Genomic DNA, 21,976 nt, shown 5'->3' on the forward strand with positions numbered 1-21,976 from the left:
GCTGGTCACCGCCCGCGGTGAACTGCACCGGTTATGTCGGGGCATTCTCATGTACGGCGCCTGACTCTGGCGATCCAACCGGAGCGGGCCCGAAAGAATGGGGGAGGATCCCATGCCCGCTATCGTGATCGTCGGAGCCCAGTGGGGCGACGAAGGCAAAGGCAAAGCAACCGATCTGCTCGGTGGCCGCGTTGACTATGTGGTCAAGCCCAACGGCGGTAACAACGCCGGGCACACCGTGGTTGTCGGCGGTGAGAAGTATGAGCTCAAGCTCCTTCCCGCGGGCATCCTGAGCCCCAACGCAATTCCCATTATTGGCAACGGCTGCGTGGTGAACCTTGAAGCCCTGTTCCAGGAAATCGACGGGCTCGAAGCCCGCGGGGCGGACACTTCCCGCCTGCGCGTCTCGGCCAACGCCCACCTCGTAGCCCCGTACCACCAGGTACTGGACAAGGTCACCGAACGCTTCCTCGGCAGCCGCGCTATCGGCACCACCGGCCGCGGCATCGGCCCGGCGTACATGGACAAGGTGGCCCGCCTGGGCATCCGCGTCCAGGACGTCTTTGACGAATCGATCCTCCGCCAGAAGGTGGAAGGCTCGCTGCGCCAGAAGAACGAACTCCTGGTCAAGGTCTACAACCGCCGCGACATCATTGCGGACGAGATCGTGGAGTACTTCCTGTCCTTCGCCGAGCGCCTGCGTCCGCTGGTCATCGACAGCACGCTGGAGCTCAACAACGCCCTGGATGAGGGCAAGGTTGTGCTCATGGAAGGCGGCCAGGCAACGTTCCTGGACGTTGACCACGGCACCTACCCGTTCGTCACCTCCTCCAACCCCACGGCCGGCGGCGCATCAGTCGGTTCGGGCATCGGCCCCACCCGCATTTCGCGGTCCATCGGCATCATCAAGGCCTACACCACCCGTGTTGGCGCCGGGCCGTTCCCCACGGAACTGTTCGATGAGATGGGTGTTTACCTGCAAAAGACCGGTGGCGAATTCGGTGTGAACACCGGCCGTCCCCGCCGTTGCGGTTGGTACGACGCCGTCCTGGCCCGCCACGCTTCCCGCGTCAACGGCTTCACGGACTACTTCGTCACCAAGCTGGACGTCCTCACGGGCATCGAGCAGATCCCCGTATGCGTTGCCTACGACGTTGACGGTTTCCGCCATGACGAAATGCCCATGACGCAGACCGAGTTCCACCACGCAGTCCCGATCTTCGAGTACTTCGACGGCTGGACGGAGGACATCACCGGCGCCCGCACGCTGGAAGACCTTCCTGAGAATGCCCGCAACTACGTGCTGGCCCTCGAGAAGCTCTCCGGTACGCGCTTCTCGGCCATCGGCGTCGGCCCGGACCGCGACCAGACCATCGTGGTTCACGACCTGATCAACGACTGACTACTGCTGTGGCCGCGCCCGCGGCCAGCTGAAATTACGACGACGGCGGCTCGCCCCCGGTTCTTGGGAACGTTGGATTCCCGGGAACCTGAGGGGCGGGCCGCCGTCGTTTTTTGTTGGTTGTTCCGCCACCGGCGTCGAGCCTCAAATAAGTCCGGGACTAATCTGGCACCTCGCGCGGTTACGCCATGCGGGGACACGAACAGGTGAGGACGGAACGAGACCAGATGACAACAGAGACCACCGACGGCGTCGGATTCCGTTCCAAGCGGGGACCCATTCTGATTGCCCTGATGCTTTCCACGGGTCTGGTGGCGATCGACTCGACCATCGTTGCCACCGCGGTGCCTTCCATTGTGGAGGACATCGGCGGCTTCTCGTCCTTCCCCTGGCTGTTCTCGGCCTACCTATTGGCGCAAGCCGTCTCCGTACCCATCTACGCCAAACTGTCCGACATGGTTGGCCGCAAACCCCTCATTCTCTGGGGCATCGGCTTGTTCCTGCTGGGCTCCATCTTGTGTGGTCTGGCCTGGAGCATGCCCGCACTGATCGCGTTCCGCGTCCTGCAGGGTTTGGGGGCAGGTGCAGTGCAACCTGTATCAATCACCATCGCCGGTGATATTTACACCCTCGCGGAACGCGCCAAAGTCCAGGGCTACCTGGCCAGTGTGTGGGCAATCTCCTCGGTGGTCGGGCCAACCTTGGGCGGTGTTTTCTCATCCTTGGGGATCTGGCGCTGGATTTTCCTCATCAACATCCCGCTCTGCCTCTTGGCCGGGTGGATGCTGGTCCGCGCGTTCCACGAGGACGTTGAACGCACCAAGCACCGCGTGGATTATGCAGGCGCTGCCCTTCTGACGGTCTCCCTGAGCCTGCTGATCCTGGGCGCGTTGGAGGGTGGACAGGCCTGGGAATGGAACTCCGCCATCAGCATCGGAGTCTTTGTTGCGGGCGCGGTCCTGTTCGCGCTTTTCGTCCTGGTGGAGCGGAAGGCCGCCGAGCCCGTCCTTCCGCCGTGGGTAGTGTCCCGCAGGTTGCTCGCGACGACGGCCCTCGTCTCCTTCGGCGTGGGGGCGGTCCTGCTGGGCCTGACTTCCTACGTCCCCACCTTCCTCGAAGGGTCCATCAAAACCTCCCCGATCCTGGCTGGACTCGCGCTCGCAGCCCTGACCATTGGCTGGCCCATCAGTGCCTCCCAGGCGGGCCGGTTCTACCTTCGGATCGGTTTCCGGAGGACGGCCCTGATCGGTATCTCCATCACTGTGGTGGGTGCGTCAATCCTCGCCCTCACTGCCTCCTCGCCCAATGTTCTGTTGGTTGCCGTGTCCTGCTTCATCGTCGGTTTGGGGCTGGGACTTGTGGCGACGCCCACCCTCATCGCTGCCCAGTCAAGCGTGGAGTGGAATGAGCGCGGAGTGGTGACCGGAACCAACCTCTTTGCCCGTTCGATCGGCAGTGCCATTGGCGTGGCCGTGTTCGGTGCGGTGGCCAACGCCATCTACGCCAACGGTGCGGGTGCCTCGGACCCGCAAACCACTGTGTCGGCGTCCTCAGCCGTGTTCCTCGCTGTCCTGGTCAGTGCGGTGCTGACGGTGATTGCAGTGGTCGCCATGCCGGCCACGGACAAGAAACCAGGCGAATCTCCAGCCCCGGAAAAGACAGGTGCCGCAGCTGTGGAGGACTAGTCTCAAAACCATGGACAAAGCAACCGCCGCCACCCCGCCCATTGAAGGCAGCCTGGAAAAGCTGTTCGAAGGCACCGTCTGGGCCGAGGGCCCCGTCTGGGTTCCCGCCTCACAGACAGTTCGCTGGAGCGATATCCCCAACAACCGCATTCTGGAGTTCAACCCCGCCACCGGCGCCACACGCGAGTACGCCACCTCCGTCGAGTACACCAACGGCCGCACCCTTGACCGGGACGGCAGCGTGGTCCAGTGCAGCCACGGACGCAGGCGTATGGAACGGGATCACAACGGCACCGTGACGGCAATCGTGGACTCGTTCGGAGACCATCGGCTCAACTCTCCCAACGATGTGGTGGTGGCGTCCGACGGTACCGTGTGGTTCACGGATCCGCCTTATGGAATTTTGCCCGGGACCGTCGAGGGCCATGAGGGTGACCAGGAGTACGGCGGCTGCTATGTTTTCCGCTTCGACCCTGCGGTGGGCGAGCTGCGCCCCGTCATCACCGATCTGGTCCATCCCAACGGCCTGGCGTTCTCGCCGGATGAATCCTTGTTGTATGTCTCGGATACTGCGGGGCCTACCCGAGGGGTCCCGTTCCGCATCGCCGTGTTCCCGGTTGCCGGTGGTACGTGCGGAGCGGGCGAGACGTTCGTTGAGCTCGATGAGGACAGCGTTTCCGATGGCTTCCGGGTAGACACCGAAGGCCGGGTGTGGACATCCGCCGGAGCCTCCGTTCGCGTTTACGCCCCCGACGGCGGGTTGCTGGCCGCCGTCGACGTCCCCGAACGCGTGTCCAACCTGTGTTTCGGCGGGCCGGAGGGCCGGGACCTCTATCTGACGGCCACCACGTCCCTGTACCGGCTGCGGACTTCCGTGCAGGACGCCGCCTGGCGCGGCTGATGACGGCAACTTCGTAAGGTTGCTGTTGGTCTGGGGTGATGGTTCGATACGCTGGACCAAAGCATCACCACTGCAAACAGGGGAGTGAGCGTGTCAGGACCAAATCCGGATCCCTACGAGGACAAGATCACCGGCCTGGAACCCGGCGGTGGAGTTCCGCCCGGTGAGACGCCACCGGGCGAAGCTTCCACAGCAGGGCCGCAGGGCCACGATGAAGGTGGCCCGCGGAAAGGTACCCAGATTCTGTGGATGTCGATCATCGGCCTCGTTGTGCTGATGTCGATGCTCTACTTCATCGGATACATCGTGGGGTTCTTCGACTAGAGGAATAGGCCACCGCCACCCGCGGTTGTGCGAACAATGAAGGCAATCACTTACAGCGAATACGGCAACCCCGACGTCCTGGAACTCACCGATCAGCCCCTGCCCAAAGTTGGCCCGGGCATGGTGCTGGTAAAGATCAAAGCCACCTCCGTGAACCCCGTGGACTGGAAGATCATGGGCGGGCACCTGGATCCCCTCATGGACATCCAGTTCCCCGCCATCCCGGGCTGGGACGTGGCTGGTGTGGTGGAATCCGTGGGGATTGACGCCCCTCGGTTCCAACCCGGCGATGAAGTGATTTCCTACGCCCGCAAGGACTACGTCCACGGCGGCAGCTTTGCCGAGTACATCGCCCTCCCGGAGCGTCTCCTGGCCCGCAAACCCACCACGTTGGACTGGAATGAGTCCGCAGGGCTTCCGCTGACCGGACTCACGGCCTTCCAGGTCCTCAACCGGTTGGATGTCAAGAGCGGTGAAACGCTGTTGATCCACGGCGGCTCCGGTGGCGTGGGTTCCTTGGCGATCCAGATCGCGTCAGCGCGCGGCATTAGGGTCATTGCCACCGCCTCGGAGAAGAACCACGAGTTCCTGCGTTCACTGGGCGCCGAGCCCGTCACCTACGGAGACGGGCTGGCCGAACGCGTCCAGGCCATGGAGCCCGACGGCGTGGACGTCGTTGCCGATTTCGTCGGCGGCAACGTTGAAGTCACCTTGGCCGTGCTTAAGGACGGCGGCCGGCACGCCTCCATCGCTGATGGCGAGGTGGAAAAGCACGGCGGAACCTGGATGTGGGTCACCCCGGTCGGGCCAGAGCTTCAAGAGCTGTCCGAGCTGGTGGACCAGCACAAGCTGAAGGTGGAGGTGGCGGAAACCTTCCCGCTGGCCAAAGCCGCTGAGGCCTTCCGCCTCAACATGGAGGGCCACACCCGCGGCAAAGTTGTTGTAACGGTCAGCTAGTAGAGGGCATCGGATCCATCCGGAACACCGTGGGCACCCAGCGGCAAGCGCAGACCCGGGTGGCTGCCCGGCCGCGTCCGCGCAACCGCTGACTTTCCGGCCAACGCACGACGGCGGCAGGTAGCCTGCCGCCGTCGGGCGTTTAATGCTTGTCCTTACTTAGCCAGGAACCTCAGCAGGATCTCGTTGATCTCGGCGCCGTGCGTCCAGAGGAAGCCGTGCGGTGCGTCTTCGATTTCGACGTATTCAGCGGAGGGGAGTCGCTTGGTGAACTCGCGGCCGGTGGAGTCGATGGGCAGGATGCGGTCGCCGGTGCCGTGGACGATCAGGGACGGGACAGTGACCTTTTCGATGTCGGAGCGGAAATCGGTCAGCCAGGTGTCAACTACTGCGAAAGAGGCGTACCAGGACGATCCGGCGGCCACGTTCCAGGAGTTCCGCAGCGCTTCTTCGCTGAGCCGGTTTCCAAGGAAGTTGTCCGTGTTGTAGAAGTCGTTGTAGAAGTTGGTGAACCAGGAGTAGCGGTCCTCGATGGCGGCGTTGCGGATGCCGTCGAACACGGAGGACGGGACGCCGGCGGGGTTGTCGTCGGTCTGGAGGAGGAATGGCTCCAGCGATGCCAGGAACGCGGCTTTGGCGACGCGGGCTTCGCCGTAGGTGCCGATGTAGCGCCCGACTTCGCCGGTGCCCATGGAGAACCCGACCAGAACGGCGTCCTGCAGGTCCAGGGTTTCGAGGACCGTGTTGAGGTCTGCCGCGAACGTGTCGTAGTCGTAGCCGGTGGTGGGCTTGCTGGACTTGCCGAACCCGCGGCGGTCGTAGGTGATAACGCGGTAACCGGCGTTCAGGAGGGCGGCGGTCTGCTTCTCCCAGGAGGCGCCGTCGAGGGGGTAGCCGTGGATCAGGACAACAGGCTGGCCCGAGCCGTGGTCCTCGTAGTAGAGCTCGATGTCCGTGGTGTTTTCAGTTCCGACTTTGATAAAGCCCATGATTCTGTTCCCTTTTCTCGAAGTAGAGAACGACCGTTCTCTCTCTGGTTCAAATACTATAGAACGATCGTTCTCAATACAAGTAGTATGGGTACATGGATATTTCCGAAGTCCGTAGCCGCATAGTCGCCACAGCTGACGGGCTCTACAACGCCAAGGGCATTCAGTCCGTGGGCATGGATGAGTTGCGCACGGCGGCCGGCGTATCCCTCAAAAAGCTGTACCAGGAGTTCCCATCAAAAGGCAGCATCGTGATGGCCGTCCTGGAACGCCGGCACCAGTCCTGGACTGAAGGACTGGATGCCACGGTGAGCCAGGCCGCGGATCCGCGGGCCAAGCTCCTGGCCATCTTCGATTACCTTGCCGGCTGGTTCTGCCAGGACTCGTTCCGGGGCTGCGGATTCATCAACAGCTTCGCTGAGCTGGGAGCAGTCAGCCCTGACGTGGCCGAGTATGCGCGGAAGCACAAAGAATCATTCCAGGAGTATGTCGCAGCCCTCGCGGCTGACGCCGGTGCTCCACCATACTTGGCCCCGCAGCTTTCCATCCTCGCTGAGGGAGCGCAAACGACGGCGGCCATCGCCGGCACGCCCGACGCTGCCGGCCAAGCGAGGCAGGCAGCCGAAGTCCTGATCGCCGCAGCGGTGGGCCAGGCCGGGACCTGACCCGCCGTCGTCGTTCCTTCGCTGCTAGTTGGCCTCAAGGTCGTCGAGCGACTTGCCTTTGGTGTCCGAGGACATAAGGGTTGCGACGACTGAGACGAGGCAAATGCTCAGCGTCGTCATGCCGATGACCAGCGGGATGTTGGCTGATCCGGGGGGAGCTATGGCGGTGAACAGGCTGGGGAAGAATGAGGCGATCATGAGTCCGATGTTCTGGGAGACCGCGAAGCCCGTCACGCGCATCCGCATGGGGAACTGTTCCTGGAAGAAAGTGGCGAACGTGGCATTCCACATTTGGAAAAGGATGCCCTGAACAATTACGACACAGACGAACACCAGGGGCAGGCTTCCCTGCTGGATGGCCCAAAGATAGCCCATGGTCAGCAATCCGCCGGAGATTCCGCCGGCCACCATCAGTGACCGCCGGCCGATCCGGTCGGACAGGGCGCCGAAGACCGGGATGGTCAGCACTGCCGTCACGTTGGCCGCCATGGTCACCCATAGGAACTCGCTGCTGGAGAAGCCGATCCCGTAGCCCTTTTGGGTGGCGTACGAGACGCCGAAGATCAGGGTGGCCATGCCGATGACGTTGGTGAAGGTCATGGCGATGCAGCGGACCAGGACCCAGGGGTGGGTTCGCAGGAGGTCGGTCAGTGGGAACCGCCGCTTGGTGCTGGCTCCTTCGGATTGGGCCAGGTAGGCGGGAGGCTCCTGGACCCGGCGGCGAATGACGTAGCCCGCCAAAATCACTACGGCGCTGAGCAGGAACGGGAGCCGCCAGCCCCAGCTGTGGAATTCCTCGTCAGGCAGCAGGGCTGCGAGCGGAATCAGGACGGCGGTGGCCAAGATGGAGCCCACCTGTGTGCCCTGGAGGCTGAAGCTCGCAAAGAAGCCGCGCCGGGCATCGGGGGAGTGCTCCACGATCATCGCGCTAGCCCCGCCCAATTCACCGGCCACGGCAAAGCCCTGAATCAATCGGAGGATGACCAGGAGGACGGGTGCCAGGAGGCCAACCTGTCCGTAGGTGGGCAGGAGTCCGACTGCGAAAGTGGCGAAGCCCATGAGCAGCATTGCGAAAACGAGCACCTTCTTGCGCCCATGCCTATCGCCGTAGGCACCCAGCACCACGGCGCCGAGCGGCCGGGAGACATACCCGACGGCGTACGTCGCCAGGGAGGCGATGATGCCGACGGTGGGGTTCTCGGTGGGGAAGAAAATGGTGGGAAAGAGCAGCGTTGCCGCCAGTGAGTACAGGGCGAAGTCGTAGTACTCCAGGGCGCTTCCGATCCACCCGCTCATCGCGGCCTTCTTCGGGTCCTTGTGCGCGGCGTCGCCGTCGCTGATGGGGGTGGTTTCCCTCCGGTGCATGACTGTCACGTCGCTGTACTCCTCTGGCGTCGTTGGCAAAGATCAAGTGACGGGAACGGCAACTTGAATCGATTCATAAAGCATACGATGTGACGTGGAATACGTCAAAGGCCTTTGGGTGGCTACGGGCCGTGGAAGACTGGACGCATGCCTTTCCGTCCCGTGAGACCACGCCCGGAGTCCGACGCCGTTAAAAGCCTGACGCAGCCAAGGGAGCAGGCGCGCCATATCGCAATGCGGCTCGACGACGCGTGGCTGAGGTTCCAGACGAAGCTGGCCATCCGGCGGGGCCGGGTTGAAACCGTCATCCCCTACACCGGCTACGGCAGCACCTCCTGGATCAGGGTCCTCGCACGCGTGGTCCGCAGCGACCCACGCGATGCGGCCGGACATGCCAACCCCTTGCAGGAAAGCATGCGCGGTTGGCGCAATTTCACGAGTGCGCCGGTGGCAAACGCGGCCGTGCAAGTGACTGTCGCCGGCGAGGTGCACCATGTTGTTGCCGACCGCGGCGGCGTTGTGGACGCACGTATTCCCGTAGCTTTGAGCGCCGGCTGGCACACGATCACCCTGAAGTCGGGGGCATCCCGCACTGTGGAAGCGCCCGTGGAAGTGGTGGCGGACGACGCAGACTTCGGTGTGGTGTCCGATATTGACGACACCGTCATGGTGACCGCGCTGCCGCGCCCGTTCCTGGCGGCCTGGAACACTTTCGTCCTCAACGAGCACGCAAGGACTCCCACCCCGGGCATGGCTGTGCTCTACGAACGGATCGCGCGAACAGCCCCTTCCGCGCCCGTGCTGTATCTGTCCACCGGCGCCTGGAATGTTGCCCCCACGCTGTCCCGGTTCCTCTCCCGCAACCTCTACCCCGCCGGCCCCAAGCTCCTGACCGACTGGGGTCCCACCCCGGACCGCTGGTTCCGCAGCGGACAGGAACACAAGAAGAACTCCCTGGAACGCCTCGCGGGCGAATTCCCCACCATCAAGTGGTTGTTGGTTGGGGACGATGGACAACACGACGAAGCCATCTACTCCGAGTTTGCCCAGCGGCACCCCGAAAACGTCAAGGCAATCGCCATCCGCCAACTTTCCCCAGGGGAAGCCGTCCTAGCAGGTGGCCGGTCCAAGACCGGTGGCCAGCCCACCCCCGGCGTCCCCTGGATCTACGCCCCCGACGGTGCCGGCATGTCCGCGCGCCTTGAGGAATTGGGCATTATCCGGGGCGAAGTCAGGTCCGCGGACGACCCCGAAGAAGGCGACGTGGCCGGGGAGACAGCCTAGGCGCTGACCCCCGTTGGATCAGCTGCCCGCCTGGCTGAGAACGTGGGCATCCCTGGGTGCGCCGACAGAGCCGCGCATGATCAATCGGGCCACCAACTCCGGGCTTGGCGCAGGAGATTTCCGTCCCTCTATCTGCCGGATCAGCGCTGAGGCCGCGGCTATACCCATGTCGTACACAGGTTGTGCGATAACCGTTAGCGGGGGAGTGGTGAGTCGGGTCCAAGCGAAGTCGTCGTACATGAGGAACGAGACGTCATTGGGAATGGAGCGCCCGGATTGCTGGATGGCTTCCACAACGCTCAGGGCGATCAGGCCGTCGGAAGCGATGATGGCGGTTGCGGCGTCCGGTCCGCTCAGCAGGTCCTGGGTGATCCGCCCGATGGACCCGGCATCGCCGGCGTTGAGCCGAACCAGGTCCGTGGGCCGGGGGAGGCCTGCTTCGTCGAAAGCCCTGTGGATTCCGTCCAGTCGGTCTGAGATCTGCGAGGAGTCCAGCTTCATCCCGGCGACATAGGGGGACTCTGTCCGAACCGTGGAGACGAATGCGATCCGTCGATGTCCGGCCTCGATGAGGTGCTTGGTTGATTCGTAGGAGATGCCGCCCATGTCCACGGCGAAAGTGTCAACATCCAGCCCTTCCGCGGCGCGGTCCAACAGGACCAAGGGGCGGCCGGACTCGCGGACCTGCCGCAGATGCGAGGTTTCCACGGATGATGCCGGTGCCACGATGAGCCCGTCCACGCGCTTATCCAACAGCACCCGGACCGCGTCGACCTCCGCCGCCCTTTCCTCGTCTGTGTTGATGAGGATGACGTTGTAGCCGCTCTTCTTGGCGATGTCCGTGATGCCCCTCATGGCCAGTCCGAAGTGCGGATTTTCGATGTCGCCCACCACGACGCCGATGGTGTTCGATTTTCCGGTGTTCATGCTGCGGGCCAGTTCGTTGGGCCGGTACTCCAGCTCTTCTGCTGCCGCAAGGACGCGCTCGCGCACGTCATCGCTGACGGCACCGTAGTTGCCCAGCGCCCGTGCGGCCTGGGCTTTGGACACTTGTGCGGCTTTGGCGACGTCGGCAACCGTTACGTCCCGCCGTCGGGATCCGTCAGTGCTCATGTTCACCTTTCTGAAGGGGTGTTGACGCGGCTTTGTGAGATCCGCTACATTTCTTATCAATCGATGTGAGTCCGGTCTCAATCCTAGGGACTGAGACCGGACTCAGCAAGACCCTCGCATCGAGCAATATCTCCAGCGGCTCCTAACAGCACCGCTTTCCCTCCCACGATTGGACAACGCTGTGATCAAACTGAACTTCCGCCCGGCAGCGCTGGCAGCAGCGGCATTGGCGGCCATCCTCGCCCTTTCCGGCTGCGGTGGATCTTCCGCCGGAACCTCGCCCTCTGCCGAAAACCCTTATGGCCTGATCGAACCCGGAACCATCCGTGTGGCAAGCCTGGGTGACTCCAAGCCCTACACGTTCACGGACGGCTCGGGTAACTTCACGGGCTTTGACGTGGAGCTCTTCAAGGATGTGGCCCACCGCGCCGGCGTTGACAAGGTTGTCTTCACTGGACAGGACTTCTCCGGGCTGCTGGCGGCGGTGGCCAATGGCCAGTTCGACGTCGGCGTGGCAGCGATCGGCATCACGGACAAGCGCAAGCAAACCGTGGACTTCTCCGACGGTTACCTCGCGGGATACCTGACGGTCATCACCACCAAGACCTCCGGCATTACCGACGCTGACGCCCTGAACGGCAAGCGTCTTGGCGTGGTCCAGGGAACCCTGCAGGAAGCCTACGCAGTCAAGAACTTCACGTCCGCCCAGCTGGTCCGCTTCCCGGACAACAACACCGCGATTTCCGCAGTCAACAGTGGCTCCGTCGACGCCCACTTCCTGGACTACGAGGCAGCCAAGGAGTACCAGCAGCAGTTCGGGCTGGTCAGTGCTGCGGACATCCCATCCTTTGACGCCCCCGCCGGATTCGCCATTGCCAAGGACAAAGCCGCCTTCAAGGAAGCCCTGAACAAGGGCCTCGCCGAAGCGATGGAAGACGGCACCTGGAAGAAGCTCTACGAGAAGTGGTTCCCAGGCTCGCCGATGCCGGAACAGTACCTCCCGAAGGCCGAGCAAACTTCCAGCCCCGCGCCTACCGCCAGCAAGTAAGACACCAACCACTATCGTCTGAGAGCACCCAATGGATTGGCTCAATACCATCAGCCGCACATTCCTCGACTTTGATGCCATGGTCGAAGTGCTGCCGCAACTCCTCGGAGTTGGCCTCCTCAACACCCTGATCATCTCAATCGCAGCAACCATCCTCGGCGTAGTAATGGGCATGGTGGTAGCGGTCATGGGAATCTCGCGGTCCAAATGGCTGCGAATCCCGGCAAGGATCTACACGGACCTCTTCCGCGGGCTGCCCGCGATCCTTACCATCCTGCTGATCGGCCAGGGTTTTGCCCGGCTGAGCCAGTCCGTGTTCGGTCCCTCCCCTTACCCGCTGGGAATCATCGCGCTGAGCCTCATCGCCAGTGCCTACATCGGAGAGATCTTCCGCGCCGGCATCCTTAGCGTGGACAAGGGCCAGGGCGAAGCGTGCCGCGCCCTGGGCATGAGCTACACCAAGTCCATGGCACTCGTGGTGGTCCCGCAAGGAGTGCGCCGCGTGCTGCCTGCCTTGGTGAACCAGTTCATTGCCATCGTCAAGGATTCCTCGCTGGTCTACTTCCTGGGGCTCCTGGTCAGCGAGCGCGAACTGTTCCGGGTAGGGCAGGACGCAGCAGTGCTCTCCGGCAACCTTTCGCCCCTGGTCATGGCCGGTATCTTCTACCTGATCATCACCGTTCCCCTGACCCACCTGGTCAACTACTTCGACAACAAGTTCCGAACCGGCCGACGCCGTCCCACCGCACCAACCAGTGGGCTGAAGGAAGTCAAGGAACTCGACGCGGCTTCGCCGCTCATCACCGGGAGCAACACGTGAACCTCACAAGCAGCAGTGCGACCAGCACGAACAAGCCAAACCAGGACATCGAAAAGTTCCACGGTTCCAGCCTGGAACTGCAGGACCTGACCATGGCCTACGGGGATGTTGAAGTGCTGCGCAACGTCAGCCTCAGCGTGGCCCCGGGAACCACCACCTGCATCATCGGGCCGTCCGGGTCCGGGAAGTCCACACTCCTGCGGGGCGTCAACCGCCTGCACGAGCCCAAGAGCGGTGACGTGCTGTTGGCCGGTGAAAGTGCACTCAGGGTCAAGCCGGATATCCTGCGGGCACGCATTGGCATGGTCTTTCAGCACTTCAACCTCTTCCCCGACCACACCGCCCTGGAAAACGTGGCGCTCGCCCTGTGGAGCGTCAAGGGTATGTCCAAGGCCGAGGCCCGTGAACGCGCCCGGTGTCGGCTCGCCGAAGTGGGACTCGCCGAACGCGCAGACCACCGGCCCCGGGATCTGTCCGGCGGCCAGCAGCAACGCGTCGCCATTGCCCGCGCGCTCGCGATGGAGCCTGAAGTCATGCTGTTCGACGAAGCCACCAGCGCCCTGGATCCTGAACTCGTCAAAGGTGTCCTTAACCTCATGGCCGGCCTCGGCCGCCGCGGGATGACCATGCTGGTTGTTACCCACGAAATGGGTTTCGCCCGCAAAGTAGCGGATCAAGTGGTGTTCATGGACGAAGGTGAAGTGGTGGAAATCGGAACCCCCACCGAGCTGTTCGACAACCCGCGCAGCGAACGCCTTCAGCGCTTCCTTTCGGAAGTCCTCTGATGGGTCAGCTGGCACCGGCGCCCATCCGGACCGCCGTTGTGGGGTTTGGCGTCTCCGGCAGGGTGTTCCACGCCCCGCTGATCGCAGCAGATCCGAACTATTCGCTGGACGTCATTGTTACCGCGGATTCGCAGCGCGCCGCAGAGGCCGCGCGGCTCTACCCGGAAGCCCGGATTGTGCCCACGCCGGAGGCCATGTTCGCCTTGGCTGTGGACCTGGACCTGGCGATACTCGGAACCCCGCCGCTGACGCATCTCGAGTTGGGTGCCACTGCGATCAGTTGCGGCCTCAACGTTGTGGTGGACAAGCCTTTCGTCACCACAGTCGCCCATGGCGAGGAGTTGCTTGCCCGCGCATCCGACGCCGGTGTGCAGCTAACGGTTTTCCAGAACCGCCGGTGGGACGCCGACTTCCTGACGCTCCGAAAGCTGGTGCAGGACGGTGCGCTTGGGGAAGTGCGGACCTTTGAGTCCCGTTTTGAATGGTGGCGACCTGAGGGCTTTGGCAACTGGCGTGATTCGGCGACTCTGGCCGAAGGCGGAGGCATACTTCACGACCTCGGCGCGCATCTGATTGACCAAGCCATCCAACTTTTCGGACCTGTGGAGGAGAGCTACGGCGAGACCGCCAACCATGGGCCCCATCCGGAGGCTGCAGACACTGAGGCGTTCGTTTCATTGCTTCACGAATCGGGCGTTCGCTCACGGCTGTGGATGAACGGCATGGCGGCCCAGGTTGGCCCGCGGTTCCACGTCCTGGGCTCCAAAGCCGGATACACCAAGTGGGGGCTCGACGGACAAGAACCCGCGCTGGCAGCTGGAGTCACGCCGTCGGACGCTTCCTACGGCAGCGAACCCCAACAGTCCTGGGGCCTGCTGGGGGTTGACGGTTCAGCCGCCCCAGTTCCGGCGGAACGAGGCGCTTACCCCCGGTTCTACACAGAACTTGCAGCGTCAATTCGCGGCCTTGGACCGTTGCCCGTGCACCCGGCAGAAGCACTGGAAACCCTCAAAATTATCGAAAACATTCACGCCTTCGCTTAGATGGCGCACAGCGCGAGCACGCTCCACCCGCCAGAACCTGAAAGAGAGATCACGCATGTCTTCCACCGCTACCAAGCATGTCGCCGTCATTGGCGGCGGCATCCTTGGCGTATCCACCGCCGTCCACCTGCTCCGCCAAGGCGCTTCCGTTACCCTGTTGACCGAGCAGGGCCTCGCCAGTGAAGCCACCGGCCGTTCGTTGTCCTGGCTCAACTCTGCAGGGGAGCGCTCCACGCCTTATCACCAACTGCGCGTGGCCGGCGTCGACCGTTACCGCACACTCTTCGCCGCCGATCCCAACCGTGACTGGCTGCAGTTCGGGGGCGGGCTCATGTGGAGCGCCGCCGGTCAAAGCGCGGTCACCGAAGCCCGGCACGCCTATGAGAAGTCCATCGGCTACGACTCCAGGCTCTTGGCTCCGGAAGAAATTGCCTCGGTTACTCCCGGCATCGACGCCAGTGCCGTCCCGGAGAACGCAATCTTCAATCCCGGCGAGGGTTGGGTCAGCCTGCCGGACCTGGTGAACTTCCTGATGGAGGAATTCCACGCGCTGGGAGGCCAGTTGGTCCTCAACGCAGGCAAAGCCTCGGTAATGGTCGATGGCGGCCGGGCCACCGGCGTCGAAACCGCCACCGGTGAAACCTTCCCTGCGGACGCCGTGCTCGTAGCCTGCGGCGCCGCGACGCCCGCCGTCGTCAAACCGCTCGGTGTCGAGATACCAAACGGTTCCCCGGTCTCCATGCTGGTTGTTACCAAGCCGGTGGAGCACCAGGTCACCGCGGTAATGAATACGCCACGCGCTGCCGTGCGGCCCAACCCGGGCAACACTTTCGCCCTGGACCATGACTGGTACGAAGAGCACATAACGGAGCACGCGGACGGTTCGTTCACCATTCCGGATGACGTCGTCCAGGAATTGGCAGACGAATCATCCAAGCTGATCGAGGGAAACCCTGAGCTCAAGCCGGCATCGTGGAAGATCGGGTACAAGCCAATCCCTGGCGACGGCGAACCCGTCTTCGGCGAGCTCGGCCAGGTGCCGGGCTGCTTCGTAGCTTTCACCCACTCAGGTGCCACGCTGGGCCTCATCGCAGGCGAATTGCTCTCCGGGGAGATCCTGACGGGGGACAAGCATCCCATGTTCGCCACATTCCGCCCGGGCCGCTTCTCCTAGCCCGGACCCTTAAAAGGCCAACGGCCCCGATACGCCATCTGCATAAGCGTGTCAGGGCCGTTGGAGTTTGTGGATGCCGGCCGGAGTCAGCAGGTCAGCGTGCCCTTGAGGACCTTGCCCGTCCAGGTATTGCTGGTGCCCGGGACCTTGTAGTAGCCGCGGATTTCGTAGCTCCAGGTTCCAATGACTTCGTAGCCCGAGGTGTAGGTCTTGCCGCTTGCTTTGCTGAGGTCGCCGGTGAACTCGAGTGTCCCGGAGCGGTCGAAGATTTTGATGTCGTGGTAGTTCGCGTTGGTTACTGCCCCGAAGGAATTGACCGTAACCGTTGCGCGGATACCGAACGAGCAGCTCATGGACACGTTCGCGGTTGCGGGGGCGGCGAGGCTGGCGGTGGAGAACTGCGGGGCGCTGTGCTCGGTGTCGGTGAATGCGGCGAATGCCGCTGTTGGTGCTGCGATCAGGCCAAGAAGCACGACGGCGGCGATCACCAGGCTGCGCAGGACGCCGTTCCGCGTGGTCATGGTGGTCATCCTCCTTCTGGTGTTTCGCACCGGGCCTGATCGGGCTGGGGTTGGAGAATCCGATCAGTCCCGGCGGGGCTTGGGAACAACTTTGCCGGGCCACCCTCAAGAACCACTCCTGCAAACCCGCAACGGTTCCTCAGGAAAACCTCAAGACTGCCGCATCGGCAAGCGAGCAGGATCGGAGAAGCAGCGGGTGCGACCGGCGCCTACCGTTGGGGTATCTGCACAATGTCCAACAAATAAGGGGGCCGGCAAATGGCTGGGACAGGAACAGCTGACAGGACCAAGTCCTACGACGGATTCAGCGATGATGAACGCTCGGCAATGAAAGAGCGCGCGCAGGAACTGAAGAAGACCTCCAGGAAGAAGCCGTCCGACGCGGATGGGGAGGCGGACGTCCAGGCAAAGATCGCCGAAATGCCTGAGTCGGACCAGGCAATGGCCAAACGCCTCCACGCCATCGTCAAGGAACACGCGCCGGAACTGACACCCAAAACCTGGTACGGCATGCCGGCCTACGCCAAAGACGGGAAGAACATCGTCTTCTTCAAGAGCGCCGACAAATTCAAGAGCCGTTACGCGACGCTCGGCTTCGAAGAGAATGCCCGGCTCGACGACGGAGCCATGTGGCCCACATCTTTTGCCCTGAAGGAAATCACCCCGGACGTGGAAGCAAGGATCGTGGAACTCATCAAGAAGGCTGTCGCCTAAAGCGACTTAAACCCCGACGGCGGCTGGTTGCCCACACAGGCAACCAGTCGCCGTCGTACTTAAAGGAAGTCAGTAGGTGGGGTCCGGGTTCGGGTGCGGCGGCACGGGACCTGGGTCAGGAGTGGGCGTCGGGCCCGGTGTGGGATTGGGGTCCGGGATGGGGCTTGGCGGGAACGGCGTGGTGGGATCCGGCGGTGGCGGAACGGGTCCGGGATCCGGGGGAAACGGTTCGGGCTCGTGGGTTGGAGGAAGTGTCATGAACTCTCCTTTGCCTACTCAGGGGTATTGCTCCGGCAGATAAGTGCAGCCTACTCCGGGTTGCTCAGCGGCTACAGGCCCACCCGACGAGATTTGTAGGTCAATTGACCTATAATGAATTTATGACTGAACTCCTAGAACTTGATACCGCCGGTCCAGTGCTGATCGTGGGCGGCTACGGAACGGTGGGAACGGCCTTGACCCGGCTCGCCCCGAAAGAATGGACCTTGCTCCTCACAGGCAGAAACCCGGACCGCGGCAGCCACCTGGCCAGCGCGAACGTGACAGTCAGGAAGTGGGACCTCAACCAACCGGAACCCTTCGCGGCCAAGGTCAGGGCAGTAATCAGCACCGTTAACGACCCCGACGACAGGGTCCTTCGCGCAGCCATCAGTGCCGGAATTCCCTACGTGGATGTCACGCGTTGGACCAGCCGGGTCACCAGGGCAGTCACCCAAGCGACCCTCCTCCAGCCAACGGCCCCCGTATTGCTTAGTTCCGGATGGATGGGGGGAGTCACCAACATCGTCGCAGCAGCCCTGGCCCAGGAGACAGGCGGCGCGGACCAAATCGACGTAGCCATCCGTTACGACATCAACGACCAGGCCGGAGCCGACTCCGTGGACTTCATGGACCGGCTGGGACTGGACTTCGAAGTACGCAAACGCGGCCAGGCCGCCGTCGTCCGCCCTTTGACGGACGCGCGCTGGGTGGAGATTGCCGGGCACCGCACCAAAGTGGCGCGGCTGGACACCCCGGAGCAGTTCACCCTGCCCCTGACGATCGGCGCGGGCTCGGTGGCAACCAGGATCGGTTTCAGTTCAAACGCATCGACGACGGCGTTGCTCGCCGCCCGCGCGGTAGGACTGTTCCGCTGGGGAAGCGGTGAGCGGTGGGCGCCGATGCGTCGCTCCCTGCTGTATTCGCCCGGTGCAGGCGGAACCGCGCACATCCGCGTGGACGTGGAGGGCCCCGGCGGAACGCGAACTGCCGTCATATCCGACCCCCAGGGGCAAGCGCACCTCACGGCGTTGGGCGGCCTGTTGGGGATACAGGCTGTGCTTGCAGACGGCGCCCGGGCCGGTGTTTCCTTCCCGGAATCAGCGCCGGATCCGGCCTCCCTCCTGGCCGAGATGGAATCACACGGTGTGACAATATTGAGGTCATGACCGAAAGCAAGGGCGCCCTGCGGAAAGCGGCGCTGCTGGACGCTGCGGAAGAAGTCCTGGTCACCAAGGGCAACGCCAACGCCGCGATGCGGGACTTTGCCGCTGCCGCCGGCGTACGGATCGGGCACCTTCAGCACTACTTTCCTACCCGGGCCGACCTCATTCGGGCTGTCCTTGAGAGGACACTCGAGCGCTCGCTGCAGAGGCTAGCTGAGACGGCCGGAATTGAGCTCGGTCCCGGGGCAGGTGGCGGCCTGACCCGGGACGATTCCCACCGTCTTTTGACTGCGCTGCTCAACGAACATTCGGGTTTAGCTGACGTCAAGATGCACCTCGAGATCTGGGCCCTTGCTGCTTCGGATGAGCAGGCTGCCACCGCCCTCAGAGCCTTCTATGTGCAGTACAGAGATCACGTGCAAGGGGTGGTCCGGCGAGGCAGGCCCGACCTGCCGGAGCCGGAGGTGGAGGGCGTGGCCGCAGCGATCATCAGCCTTTTCGAGGGCGCTGCGGTCACACGCTCGGACATCGCAGGTCTCCGAACCGATGCCGGCGACCAAGCGATCATTCGCGCGGCACAGTGGATGATCCACGGACAGGGAACTGCCTGACCTACGTCGTGCCCGGCTCCTCAACCTCGACGTCGGACGTGACGGAACCCCTTTCCGGAATATGGGCTTCCACATCGTTGGTGCCCAGCCTGGGGCCTATTTTGTCGGTGCCTGCTGGGAGAGTGTTCTCATGGAGCAGGTACTGGGACAGCAAGCGGGTGGGGTAGCTATTGCTGCGCCGGTGCGTGCTGCTTCCGCAGCGCTTGCGGCAGGCCTCGACCGTGGGCCCGAAAGCACGGTCAGTAGTGATCTGATCCGGCAGTTGCGGGTGCTGGAGGATATGAAGTCGGCGATTTCGAGTTTGCAGGCCAAGATTGCTGTGGCTTTCGATTTGGCCCAGCGACAGGAACAAGCCCTGAACGGTGTCCCGGCTTCGGAGCGGGGCAAGGGTGTTGCGGCGCAGGTGGCGTTGGCCCGGCGGGAGTCCCCGAACAAGGGCTCCCGGCTGCTGGGCCTAGCGAAGGCCTTGGTCACGGAGATGCCGCACACCATGGCCGCCCTGGAATCCGGGCAGTTGAACGAGTGGCGGGCCACGCTGCTGGTGAAGGAAACCGCGTGCTTGTCCGTGGAGGACCGGGCCGCGGTGGATGCCGAACTTGCCCCCGATGCCGGAACGTTCGATGGTGCCGGGGACAAAGCCATCACCGCTGCCGTGAAAGCAGCCGCGTACCGGCGGGACCCCCGCTCGGTCACCGAACGCGCAGCGCACGCCGCGTCCGAGCGGTATGTCAGCCTCCGCCCGGCACCGGACACCATGACCTACCTGACCGCCCTGCTGCCCGTTGCCCAAGGAGTCGCAGCCTTCGCGGCACTCACCCGCGCCGCCGGAACGGCCCGGTCCGACGGTGATACCCGGTCCAAGGGCCAGGTCATGGCCGACACCCTGGTCGAACGGATCACCGGGACCGCGGCCGGGTATTCGGGAATCGACCTGCAACTCGTGATGACCGACCGGACCCTCCTGGCCGGGGACAGCGAACCGGCACGGCTGAACGGGTACGGGATCGTCCCCGCCGGGTGGGCCAGGGAACTCGTAGCAGCCGAACCCTCCGGCAGGGACCAGGACTACTACATCTGGCTACGCCGGCTCTACACCGCCCCGGGAAGCGGTGAACTGCTCGCCACCGACTCACGGGCACGCTTCTTCCCACCAGGAATACGACGCTTCATCGAAACACGCGACAACACCTGCCGCACCCCCTACTGCGACGCGCCCATCAAACACCTGGACCACATCAACCCGTGGCGTTCAGACGGTCCCACCACGGCCGGGAACGGCGCCGGACTCTGCGAAGCCTGCAACCACACCAAAGAACACCCCGGCTGGAAGGCGGCAACCGGCGCAGGAAGCCGGCACGCACTGAGAGTCACCACTCCCACCGGGCACAGCTACCAATCACAAGCACCCCCACTGCCCGGATACCGGCCTCATAGAACATAGTCATTGACCGGGAATGCACGGGCTTTGGAGCGCTCGAAAAAAGTTCCAAAAAAAGATTCGTACCCGGCGTAACCCTTTGGCGTCCCCCGACGATTACGTCATTGAAAGGGCCGAGCTGGAATTTGTCCCCCATCATGTTCCAGCTCGGCTCTTCTTTGCCCGGGGGAGTTTTCCTCAGGCAAAGCGGGTCTTCCCTACGGATGGTCCGGCAGAGCAGTTACCCTTGGTGGGGTTGTCCGTCGAGCAAAGGCGGGAGACCTGGCTCCACAACCACGGACCTGCCGCCGATCGAAAGTCCCAAATCCTGTGACCGACGCATTGACCGACGAAGCGCTTCAAGCACTCAAGGGCAATAACGCGGAACTGTTCAGCGCCGTCTACCAAGCCTATGCGGGCCAGGTACTTGGCTACCTGACAGCTAAAGGCGTGCCCGATCCTGAGGCAGTCACGCAGGATGTGTTCCTGGCGGTGCTGCCTCGACTGGACGACTTGAGCGGAGGCGCCAACGGCCTGCGGACTTTCCTTTTCTCGGTAGCCCACGCGCGCATGGTCGACGAGCATCGGAAGAAACTCCGGGCGCCCGATCACCACGAGTTCGAGCCTGATCGGGATACCCGCGAATCGAGTTCGGCAGAGGCGGAAGCCTTGGACCGGCTGGCGCCGTACGAGGTCATGGCGCTGTTGGACCACCTCGGCGAGGATCAACGGGAAGTCCTGACGCTGCGCATCGTGGCAGGCCTGACGGTGGAGCAGGTGGCCGACATCATGGGGAAATCCGCCGGGGCAGTGAAGCAGCTGCAACGACGGGCACTTATTACGCTCCGTGAGCACTCGGCAGTAAAGGAATACGTGGCGCCATGACATACAGGGATACAGAACGCGAAGCTATCGTGGACGGGCTCATGCTCGACGCGGAGCTCTCTGAAGCGTCGGATCTCCGGCAGGCGCTCCTTTCACTGGGTTCATTCGCCAACGTCCCGGCTCCCGCCCCTGGCGCCGAGCTCGCCGCGATGCTGGCCGGCCCGCACGACGAACTGTCCAAGCGCCGTTGGCGCCACAAGCACCGCACCGCCGTCGTCAGTGTTGCCGTCGTCGCTGCGATGGGACTGGGCGTCAGCGGTGTAGCCGCCGCGAGTTCGGGCTTCACCCGCAGCCCGTCCTTTGATGGGCTCCTGGGCAACTTCGCGCCGCGCTGGTCAGCATCCACGCCTGTGCTGCCCGCCCCGGATGCGCCCAAGGTCAGCACCGAGCCAGCACCCGCAGTAGATCCCGCGGCCCTCCCGCCCGCGACAACTGCGCCCTCGATCCTCGTACCGACGCCGGCTGTGCCCGACGCGGCGACGGGGCCCGCGCAGGACGCGGCGAACGCACCAGCGCAGGCCCCCGTCCCGGACGGTCCCTCACTGCATGTGCCCGGCGCGGCCAAGACCAAGCCGGACACTGCGAAAGACGTGCAGGAGAAGCCAACCCCAGGCAGCCCAAGCCAGGACAAGCCGCAGCGTCCCGATGCGCCCAAGCCTGATATGAACAAGGCCGAGGCGGACAAACCTGAGAAGCAGCCACCCGGCAAGCCCGGGAACAAAGGCCAGGCACTGCCGTCCTACCCCAAGCAGTGGTCCGGGGAGCAGGTCAACGAGATCACGGACAAACTGAAGCAGTGGAAAAAGCACGGCGGCAGCTGGACCCGCTAGCGTAGGGCTCCCGGGAGAC

The 21,976-nt window shown here is 63.5% G+C and carries 23 protein-coding genes; 18 read left to right on the forward strand and 5 right to left on the reverse strand.

Annotated elements, in window-relative coordinates; translation table 11 throughout:
• The first annotated feature begins 112 nt into the window (after positions 1 to 112).
• From AC5RU9_RS10260 to AC5RU9_RS10280, 5 genes are all read left to right on the forward strand, one after another.
• The gene (locus AC5RU9_RS10260; protein ID WP_494016347.1) at positions 113 to 1,402 is read left to right on the forward strand and encodes an adenylosuccinate synthase; all 1,290 of its coding nucleotides are present in this window, start codon (positions 113 to 115) and stop codon (positions 1,400 to 1,402) included.
• A gap of 227 nt (positions 1,403 to 1,629) precedes the next feature.
• Positions 1,630 to 3,087: an MFS transporter gene (locus tag AC5RU9_RS10265; RefSeq protein ID WP_494016348.1), complete on the forward strand. Its 1,458-nt coding sequence runs from the start codon at positions 1,630 to 1,632 to the stop codon at positions 3,085 to 3,087.
• Between the two features lie 10 nt (positions 3,088 to 3,097).
• Complete coding sequence (locus tag AC5RU9_RS10270; protein WP_494016349.1) at positions 3,098 to 3,988, forward strand: SMP-30/gluconolactonase/LRE family protein; 891 nt, start codon at positions 3,098 to 3,100, stop codon at positions 3,986 to 3,988.
• A gap of 90 nt (positions 3,989 to 4,078) precedes the next feature.
• Positions 4,079 to 4,312 (forward strand): DUF6480 family protein, encoded by a 234-nt coding sequence (locus AC5RU9_RS10275; protein ID WP_167265242.1) that lies wholly within the window; start codon positions 4,079 to 4,081, stop codon positions 4,310 to 4,312.
• A gap of 36 nt (positions 4,313 to 4,348) precedes the next feature.
• Complete coding sequence (locus AC5RU9_RS10280) at positions 4,349 to 5,269, forward strand: NADP-dependent oxidoreductase (RefSeq protein WP_494016350.1); 921 nt, start codon at positions 4,349 to 4,351, stop codon at positions 5,267 to 5,269.
• Between the two features lie 155 nt (positions 5,270 to 5,424).
• On the opposite strand, the gene AC5RU9_RS10285 is transcribed toward AC5RU9_RS10280, so the two are convergent.
• The gene (locus tag AC5RU9_RS10285; RefSeq protein ID WP_494016351.1) at positions 5,425 to 6,258 is read right to left on the reverse strand and encodes an alpha/beta fold hydrolase; all 834 of its coding nucleotides are present in this window, start codon (positions 6,256 to 6,258) and stop codon (positions 5,425 to 5,427) included.
• A 95-nt stretch (positions 6,259 to 6,353) separates the two neighbouring features.
• Between AC5RU9_RS10285 and AC5RU9_RS10290 the strand changes: the two genes are divergently transcribed.
• Positions 6,354 to 6,923, forward strand: coding sequence for a TetR/AcrR family transcriptional regulator (locus AC5RU9_RS10290; RefSeq protein WP_494016352.1), 570 nt, complete (start codon positions 6,354 to 6,356; stop codon positions 6,921 to 6,923).
• 24 nt (positions 6,924 to 6,947) lie between these two features.
• Here AC5RU9_RS10290 and AC5RU9_RS10295 read toward each other — a convergent pair whose 3' ends face one another.
• Positions 6,948 to 8,297 (reverse strand): MFS transporter, encoded by a 1,350-nt coding sequence (locus AC5RU9_RS10295; RefSeq protein ID WP_494016353.1) that lies wholly within the window; start codon positions 8,295 to 8,297, stop codon positions 6,948 to 6,950.
• 138 nt (positions 8,298 to 8,435) lie between these two features.
• Here AC5RU9_RS10295 and AC5RU9_RS10300 point away from each other — a divergent pair, with 138 nt between their 5' ends.
• Positions 8,436 to 9,572 (forward strand): App1 family protein phosphatidate phosphatase, encoded by a 1,137-nt coding sequence (locus AC5RU9_RS10300; RefSeq protein WP_494016354.1) that lies wholly within the window; start codon positions 8,436 to 8,438, stop codon positions 9,570 to 9,572.
• Positions 9,573 to 9,590: 18 nt separating this feature from the next.
• Here AC5RU9_RS10300 and AC5RU9_RS10305 read toward each other — a convergent pair whose 3' ends face one another.
• Positions 9,591 to 10,685 carry a LacI family DNA-binding transcriptional regulator gene (locus tag AC5RU9_RS10305; RefSeq protein ID WP_494016355.1) on the reverse strand — a complete coding sequence of 365 codons (1,095 nt, stop codon included), beginning with the start codon at positions 10,683 to 10,685 and terminating at the stop codon, positions 9,591 to 9,593.
• Between the two features lie 181 nt (positions 10,686 to 10,866).
• On the opposite strand from AC5RU9_RS10305, the gene AC5RU9_RS10310 reads away from it, so the two are divergent.
• The 5 genes from AC5RU9_RS10310 to AC5RU9_RS10330 are packed head-to-tail and all read left to right on the forward strand — an operon-like array spanning position 10,867 to position 15,555.
• Entirely contained in the window at positions 10,867 to 11,733 is an 867-nt protein-coding gene (locus tag AC5RU9_RS10310) for an ABC transporter substrate-binding protein (protein WP_494016356.1), read from the forward strand.
• 31 nt (positions 11,734 to 11,764) lie between these two features.
• On the forward strand, positions 11,765 to 12,553 hold the full coding sequence (locus tag AC5RU9_RS10315) for an amino acid ABC transporter permease (protein WP_211714012.1): 789 nt from the start codon (positions 11,765 to 11,767) through the stop codon (positions 12,551 to 12,553).
• Entirely contained in the window at positions 12,550 to 13,338 is a 789-nt protein-coding gene (locus AC5RU9_RS10320; protein ID WP_494016357.1) for an amino acid ABC transporter ATP-binding protein, read from the forward strand. Before AC5RU9_RS10315 ends, AC5RU9_RS10320 begins: the two co-directional genes overlap by 4 nt.
• A complete protein-coding gene (locus AC5RU9_RS10325) occupies positions 13,338 to 14,381 on the forward strand; it encodes a Gfo/Idh/MocA family protein (RefSeq protein ID WP_494016358.1) in 1,044 nt (347 codons plus the stop codon). The genes AC5RU9_RS10320 and AC5RU9_RS10325 overlap by 1 nt, the downstream gene beginning before the upstream one ends.
• A 55-nt stretch (positions 14,382 to 14,436) precedes the next feature.
• A complete protein-coding gene (locus AC5RU9_RS10330) occupies positions 14,437 to 15,555 on the forward strand; it encodes an NAD(P)/FAD-dependent oxidoreductase (protein WP_494016359.1) in 1,119 nt (372 codons plus the stop codon).
• An 86-nt stretch (positions 15,556 to 15,641) separates the two neighbouring features.
• On the opposite strand, the gene AC5RU9_RS10335 is transcribed toward AC5RU9_RS10330, so the two are convergent.
• On the reverse strand, positions 15,642 to 16,076 hold the full coding sequence (locus AC5RU9_RS10335) for a SipW-dependent-type signal peptide-containing protein (protein WP_494016360.1): 435 nt from the start codon (positions 16,074 to 16,076) through the stop codon (positions 15,642 to 15,644).
• Between the two features lie 258 nt (positions 16,077 to 16,334).
• On the opposite strand from AC5RU9_RS10335, the gene AC5RU9_RS10340 reads away from it, so the two are divergent.
• Entirely contained in the window at positions 16,335 to 16,790 is a 456-nt protein-coding gene (locus AC5RU9_RS10340; RefSeq protein WP_494016361.1) for an iron chaperone, read from the forward strand.
• A gap of 69 nt (positions 16,791 to 16,859) precedes the next feature.
• On the opposite strand, the gene AC5RU9_RS10345 is transcribed toward AC5RU9_RS10340, so the two are convergent.
• Positions 16,860 to 17,048, reverse strand: a complete 189-nt coding sequence (locus AC5RU9_RS10345; protein ID WP_309996013.1) for a hypothetical protein — start codon at positions 17,046 to 17,048, stop codon at positions 16,860 to 16,862.
• Positions 17,049 to 17,170: 122 nt separating this feature from the next.
• Here AC5RU9_RS10345 and AC5RU9_RS10350 point away from each other — a divergent pair, with 122 nt between their 5' ends.
• From AC5RU9_RS10350 to AC5RU9_RS10370, 5 genes are all read left to right on the forward strand, one after another.
• A complete protein-coding gene (locus AC5RU9_RS10350) occupies positions 17,171 to 18,217 on the forward strand; it encodes a saccharopine dehydrogenase family protein (protein WP_494016362.1) in 1,047 nt (348 codons plus the stop codon).
• Positions 18,214 to 18,825 (forward strand): TetR family transcriptional regulator, encoded by a 612-nt coding sequence (locus tag AC5RU9_RS10355; RefSeq protein ID WP_494016363.1) that lies wholly within the window; start codon positions 18,214 to 18,216, stop codon positions 18,823 to 18,825. Before AC5RU9_RS10350 ends, AC5RU9_RS10355 begins: the two co-directional genes overlap by 4 nt.
• Positions 18,826 to 18,955: 130 nt before the next feature.
• Positions 18,956 to 20,266 carry an HNH endonuclease gene (locus AC5RU9_RS10360; protein ID WP_494016364.1) on the forward strand — a complete coding sequence of 437 codons (1,311 nt, stop codon included), beginning with the start codon at positions 18,956 to 18,958 and terminating at the stop codon, positions 20,264 to 20,266.
• Positions 20,267 to 20,572: 306 nt separating this feature from the next.
• A complete protein-coding gene (locus AC5RU9_RS10365; protein ID WP_494016365.1) occupies positions 20,573 to 21,127 on the forward strand; it encodes an RNA polymerase sigma factor in 555 nt (184 codons plus the stop codon).
• The gene (locus AC5RU9_RS10370) at positions 21,124 to 21,957 is read left to right on the forward strand and encodes a hypothetical protein (protein WP_494016366.1); all 834 of its coding nucleotides are present in this window, start codon (positions 21,124 to 21,126) and stop codon (positions 21,955 to 21,957) included. Before AC5RU9_RS10365 ends, AC5RU9_RS10370 begins: the two co-directional genes overlap by 4 nt.
• Positions 21,958 to 21,976 lie beyond the last annotated feature (19 nt).

The sequence above is a fragment of the Arthrobacter sp. B0316-5-4 genome, from assembly GCF_059090325.1.

What these genes read in the sequence shown, in the direction of transcription:
- AC5RU9_RS10360 (WP_494016364.1), top strand. Translation starts at nt 18,956, where the DNA reads ATGGAGCAGGTACTGGGACAGCAAGCGGGTGGGGTAGCTATTGCTGCG.
- AC5RU9_RS10305 (WP_494016355.1), bottom strand. Translation starts at nt 10,685, where the DNA reads ATGAGCACTGACGGATCCCGACGGCGGGACGTAACGGTTGCCGACGTC.
- AC5RU9_RS10370 (WP_494016366.1), top strand. Translation starts at nt 21,124, where the DNA reads ATGACATACAGGGATACAGAACGCGAAGCTATCGTGGACGGGCTCATG.
- AC5RU9_RS10345 (WP_309996013.1), bottom strand. Translation starts at nt 17,048, where the DNA reads ATGACACTTCCTCCAACCCACGAGCCCGAACCGTTTCCCCCGGATCCC.
- AC5RU9_RS10335 (WP_494016360.1), bottom strand. Translation starts at nt 16,076, where the DNA reads ATGACCACGCGGAACGGCGTCCTGCGCAGCCTGGTGATCGCCGCCGTC.
- AC5RU9_RS10340 (WP_494016361.1), top strand. Translation starts at nt 16,335, where the DNA reads ATGGCTGGGACAGGAACAGCTGACAGGACCAAGTCCTACGACGGATTC.
- AC5RU9_RS10330 (WP_494016359.1), top strand. Translation starts at nt 14,437, where the DNA reads ATGTCTTCCACCGCTACCAAGCATGTCGCCGTCATTGGCGGCGGCATC.
- AC5RU9_RS10325 (WP_494016358.1), top strand. Translation starts at nt 13,338, where the DNA reads ATGGGTCAGCTGGCACCGGCGCCCATCCGGACCGCCGTTGTGGGGTTT.
- AC5RU9_RS10270 (WP_494016349.1), top strand. Translation starts at nt 3,098, where the DNA reads ATGGACAAAGCAACCGCCGCCACCCCGCCCATTGAAGGCAGCCTGGAA.
- AC5RU9_RS10265 (WP_494016348.1), top strand. Translation starts at nt 1,630, where the DNA reads ATGACAACAGAGACCACCGACGGCGTCGGATTCCGTTCCAAGCGGGGA.
- AC5RU9_RS10285 (WP_494016351.1), bottom strand. Translation starts at nt 6,258, where the DNA reads ATGGGCTTTATCAAAGTCGGAACTGAAAACACCACGGACATCGAGCTC.
- AC5RU9_RS10280 (WP_494016350.1), top strand. Translation starts at nt 4,349, where the DNA reads ATGAAGGCAATCACTTACAGCGAATACGGCAACCCCGACGTCCTGGAA.
- AC5RU9_RS10315 (WP_211714012.1), top strand. Translation starts at nt 11,765, where the DNA reads ATGGATTGGCTCAATACCATCAGCCGCACATTCCTCGACTTTGATGCC.
- AC5RU9_RS10260 (WP_494016347.1), top strand. Translation starts at nt 113, where the DNA reads ATGCCCGCTATCGTGATCGTCGGAGCCCAGTGGGGCGACGAAGGCAAA.
- AC5RU9_RS10290 (WP_494016352.1), top strand. Translation starts at nt 6,354, where the DNA reads ATGGATATTTCCGAAGTCCGTAGCCGCATAGTCGCCACAGCTGACGGG.
- AC5RU9_RS10350 (WP_494016362.1), top strand. Translation starts at nt 17,171, where the DNA reads ATGACTGAACTCCTAGAACTTGATACCGCCGGTCCAGTGCTGATCGTG.
- AC5RU9_RS10355 (WP_494016363.1), top strand. Translation starts at nt 18,214, where the DNA reads ATGACCGAAAGCAAGGGCGCCCTGCGGAAAGCGGCGCTGCTGGACGCT.
- AC5RU9_RS10300 (WP_494016354.1), top strand. Translation starts at nt 8,436, where the DNA reads ATGCCTTTCCGTCCCGTGAGACCACGCCCGGAGTCCGACGCCGTTAAA.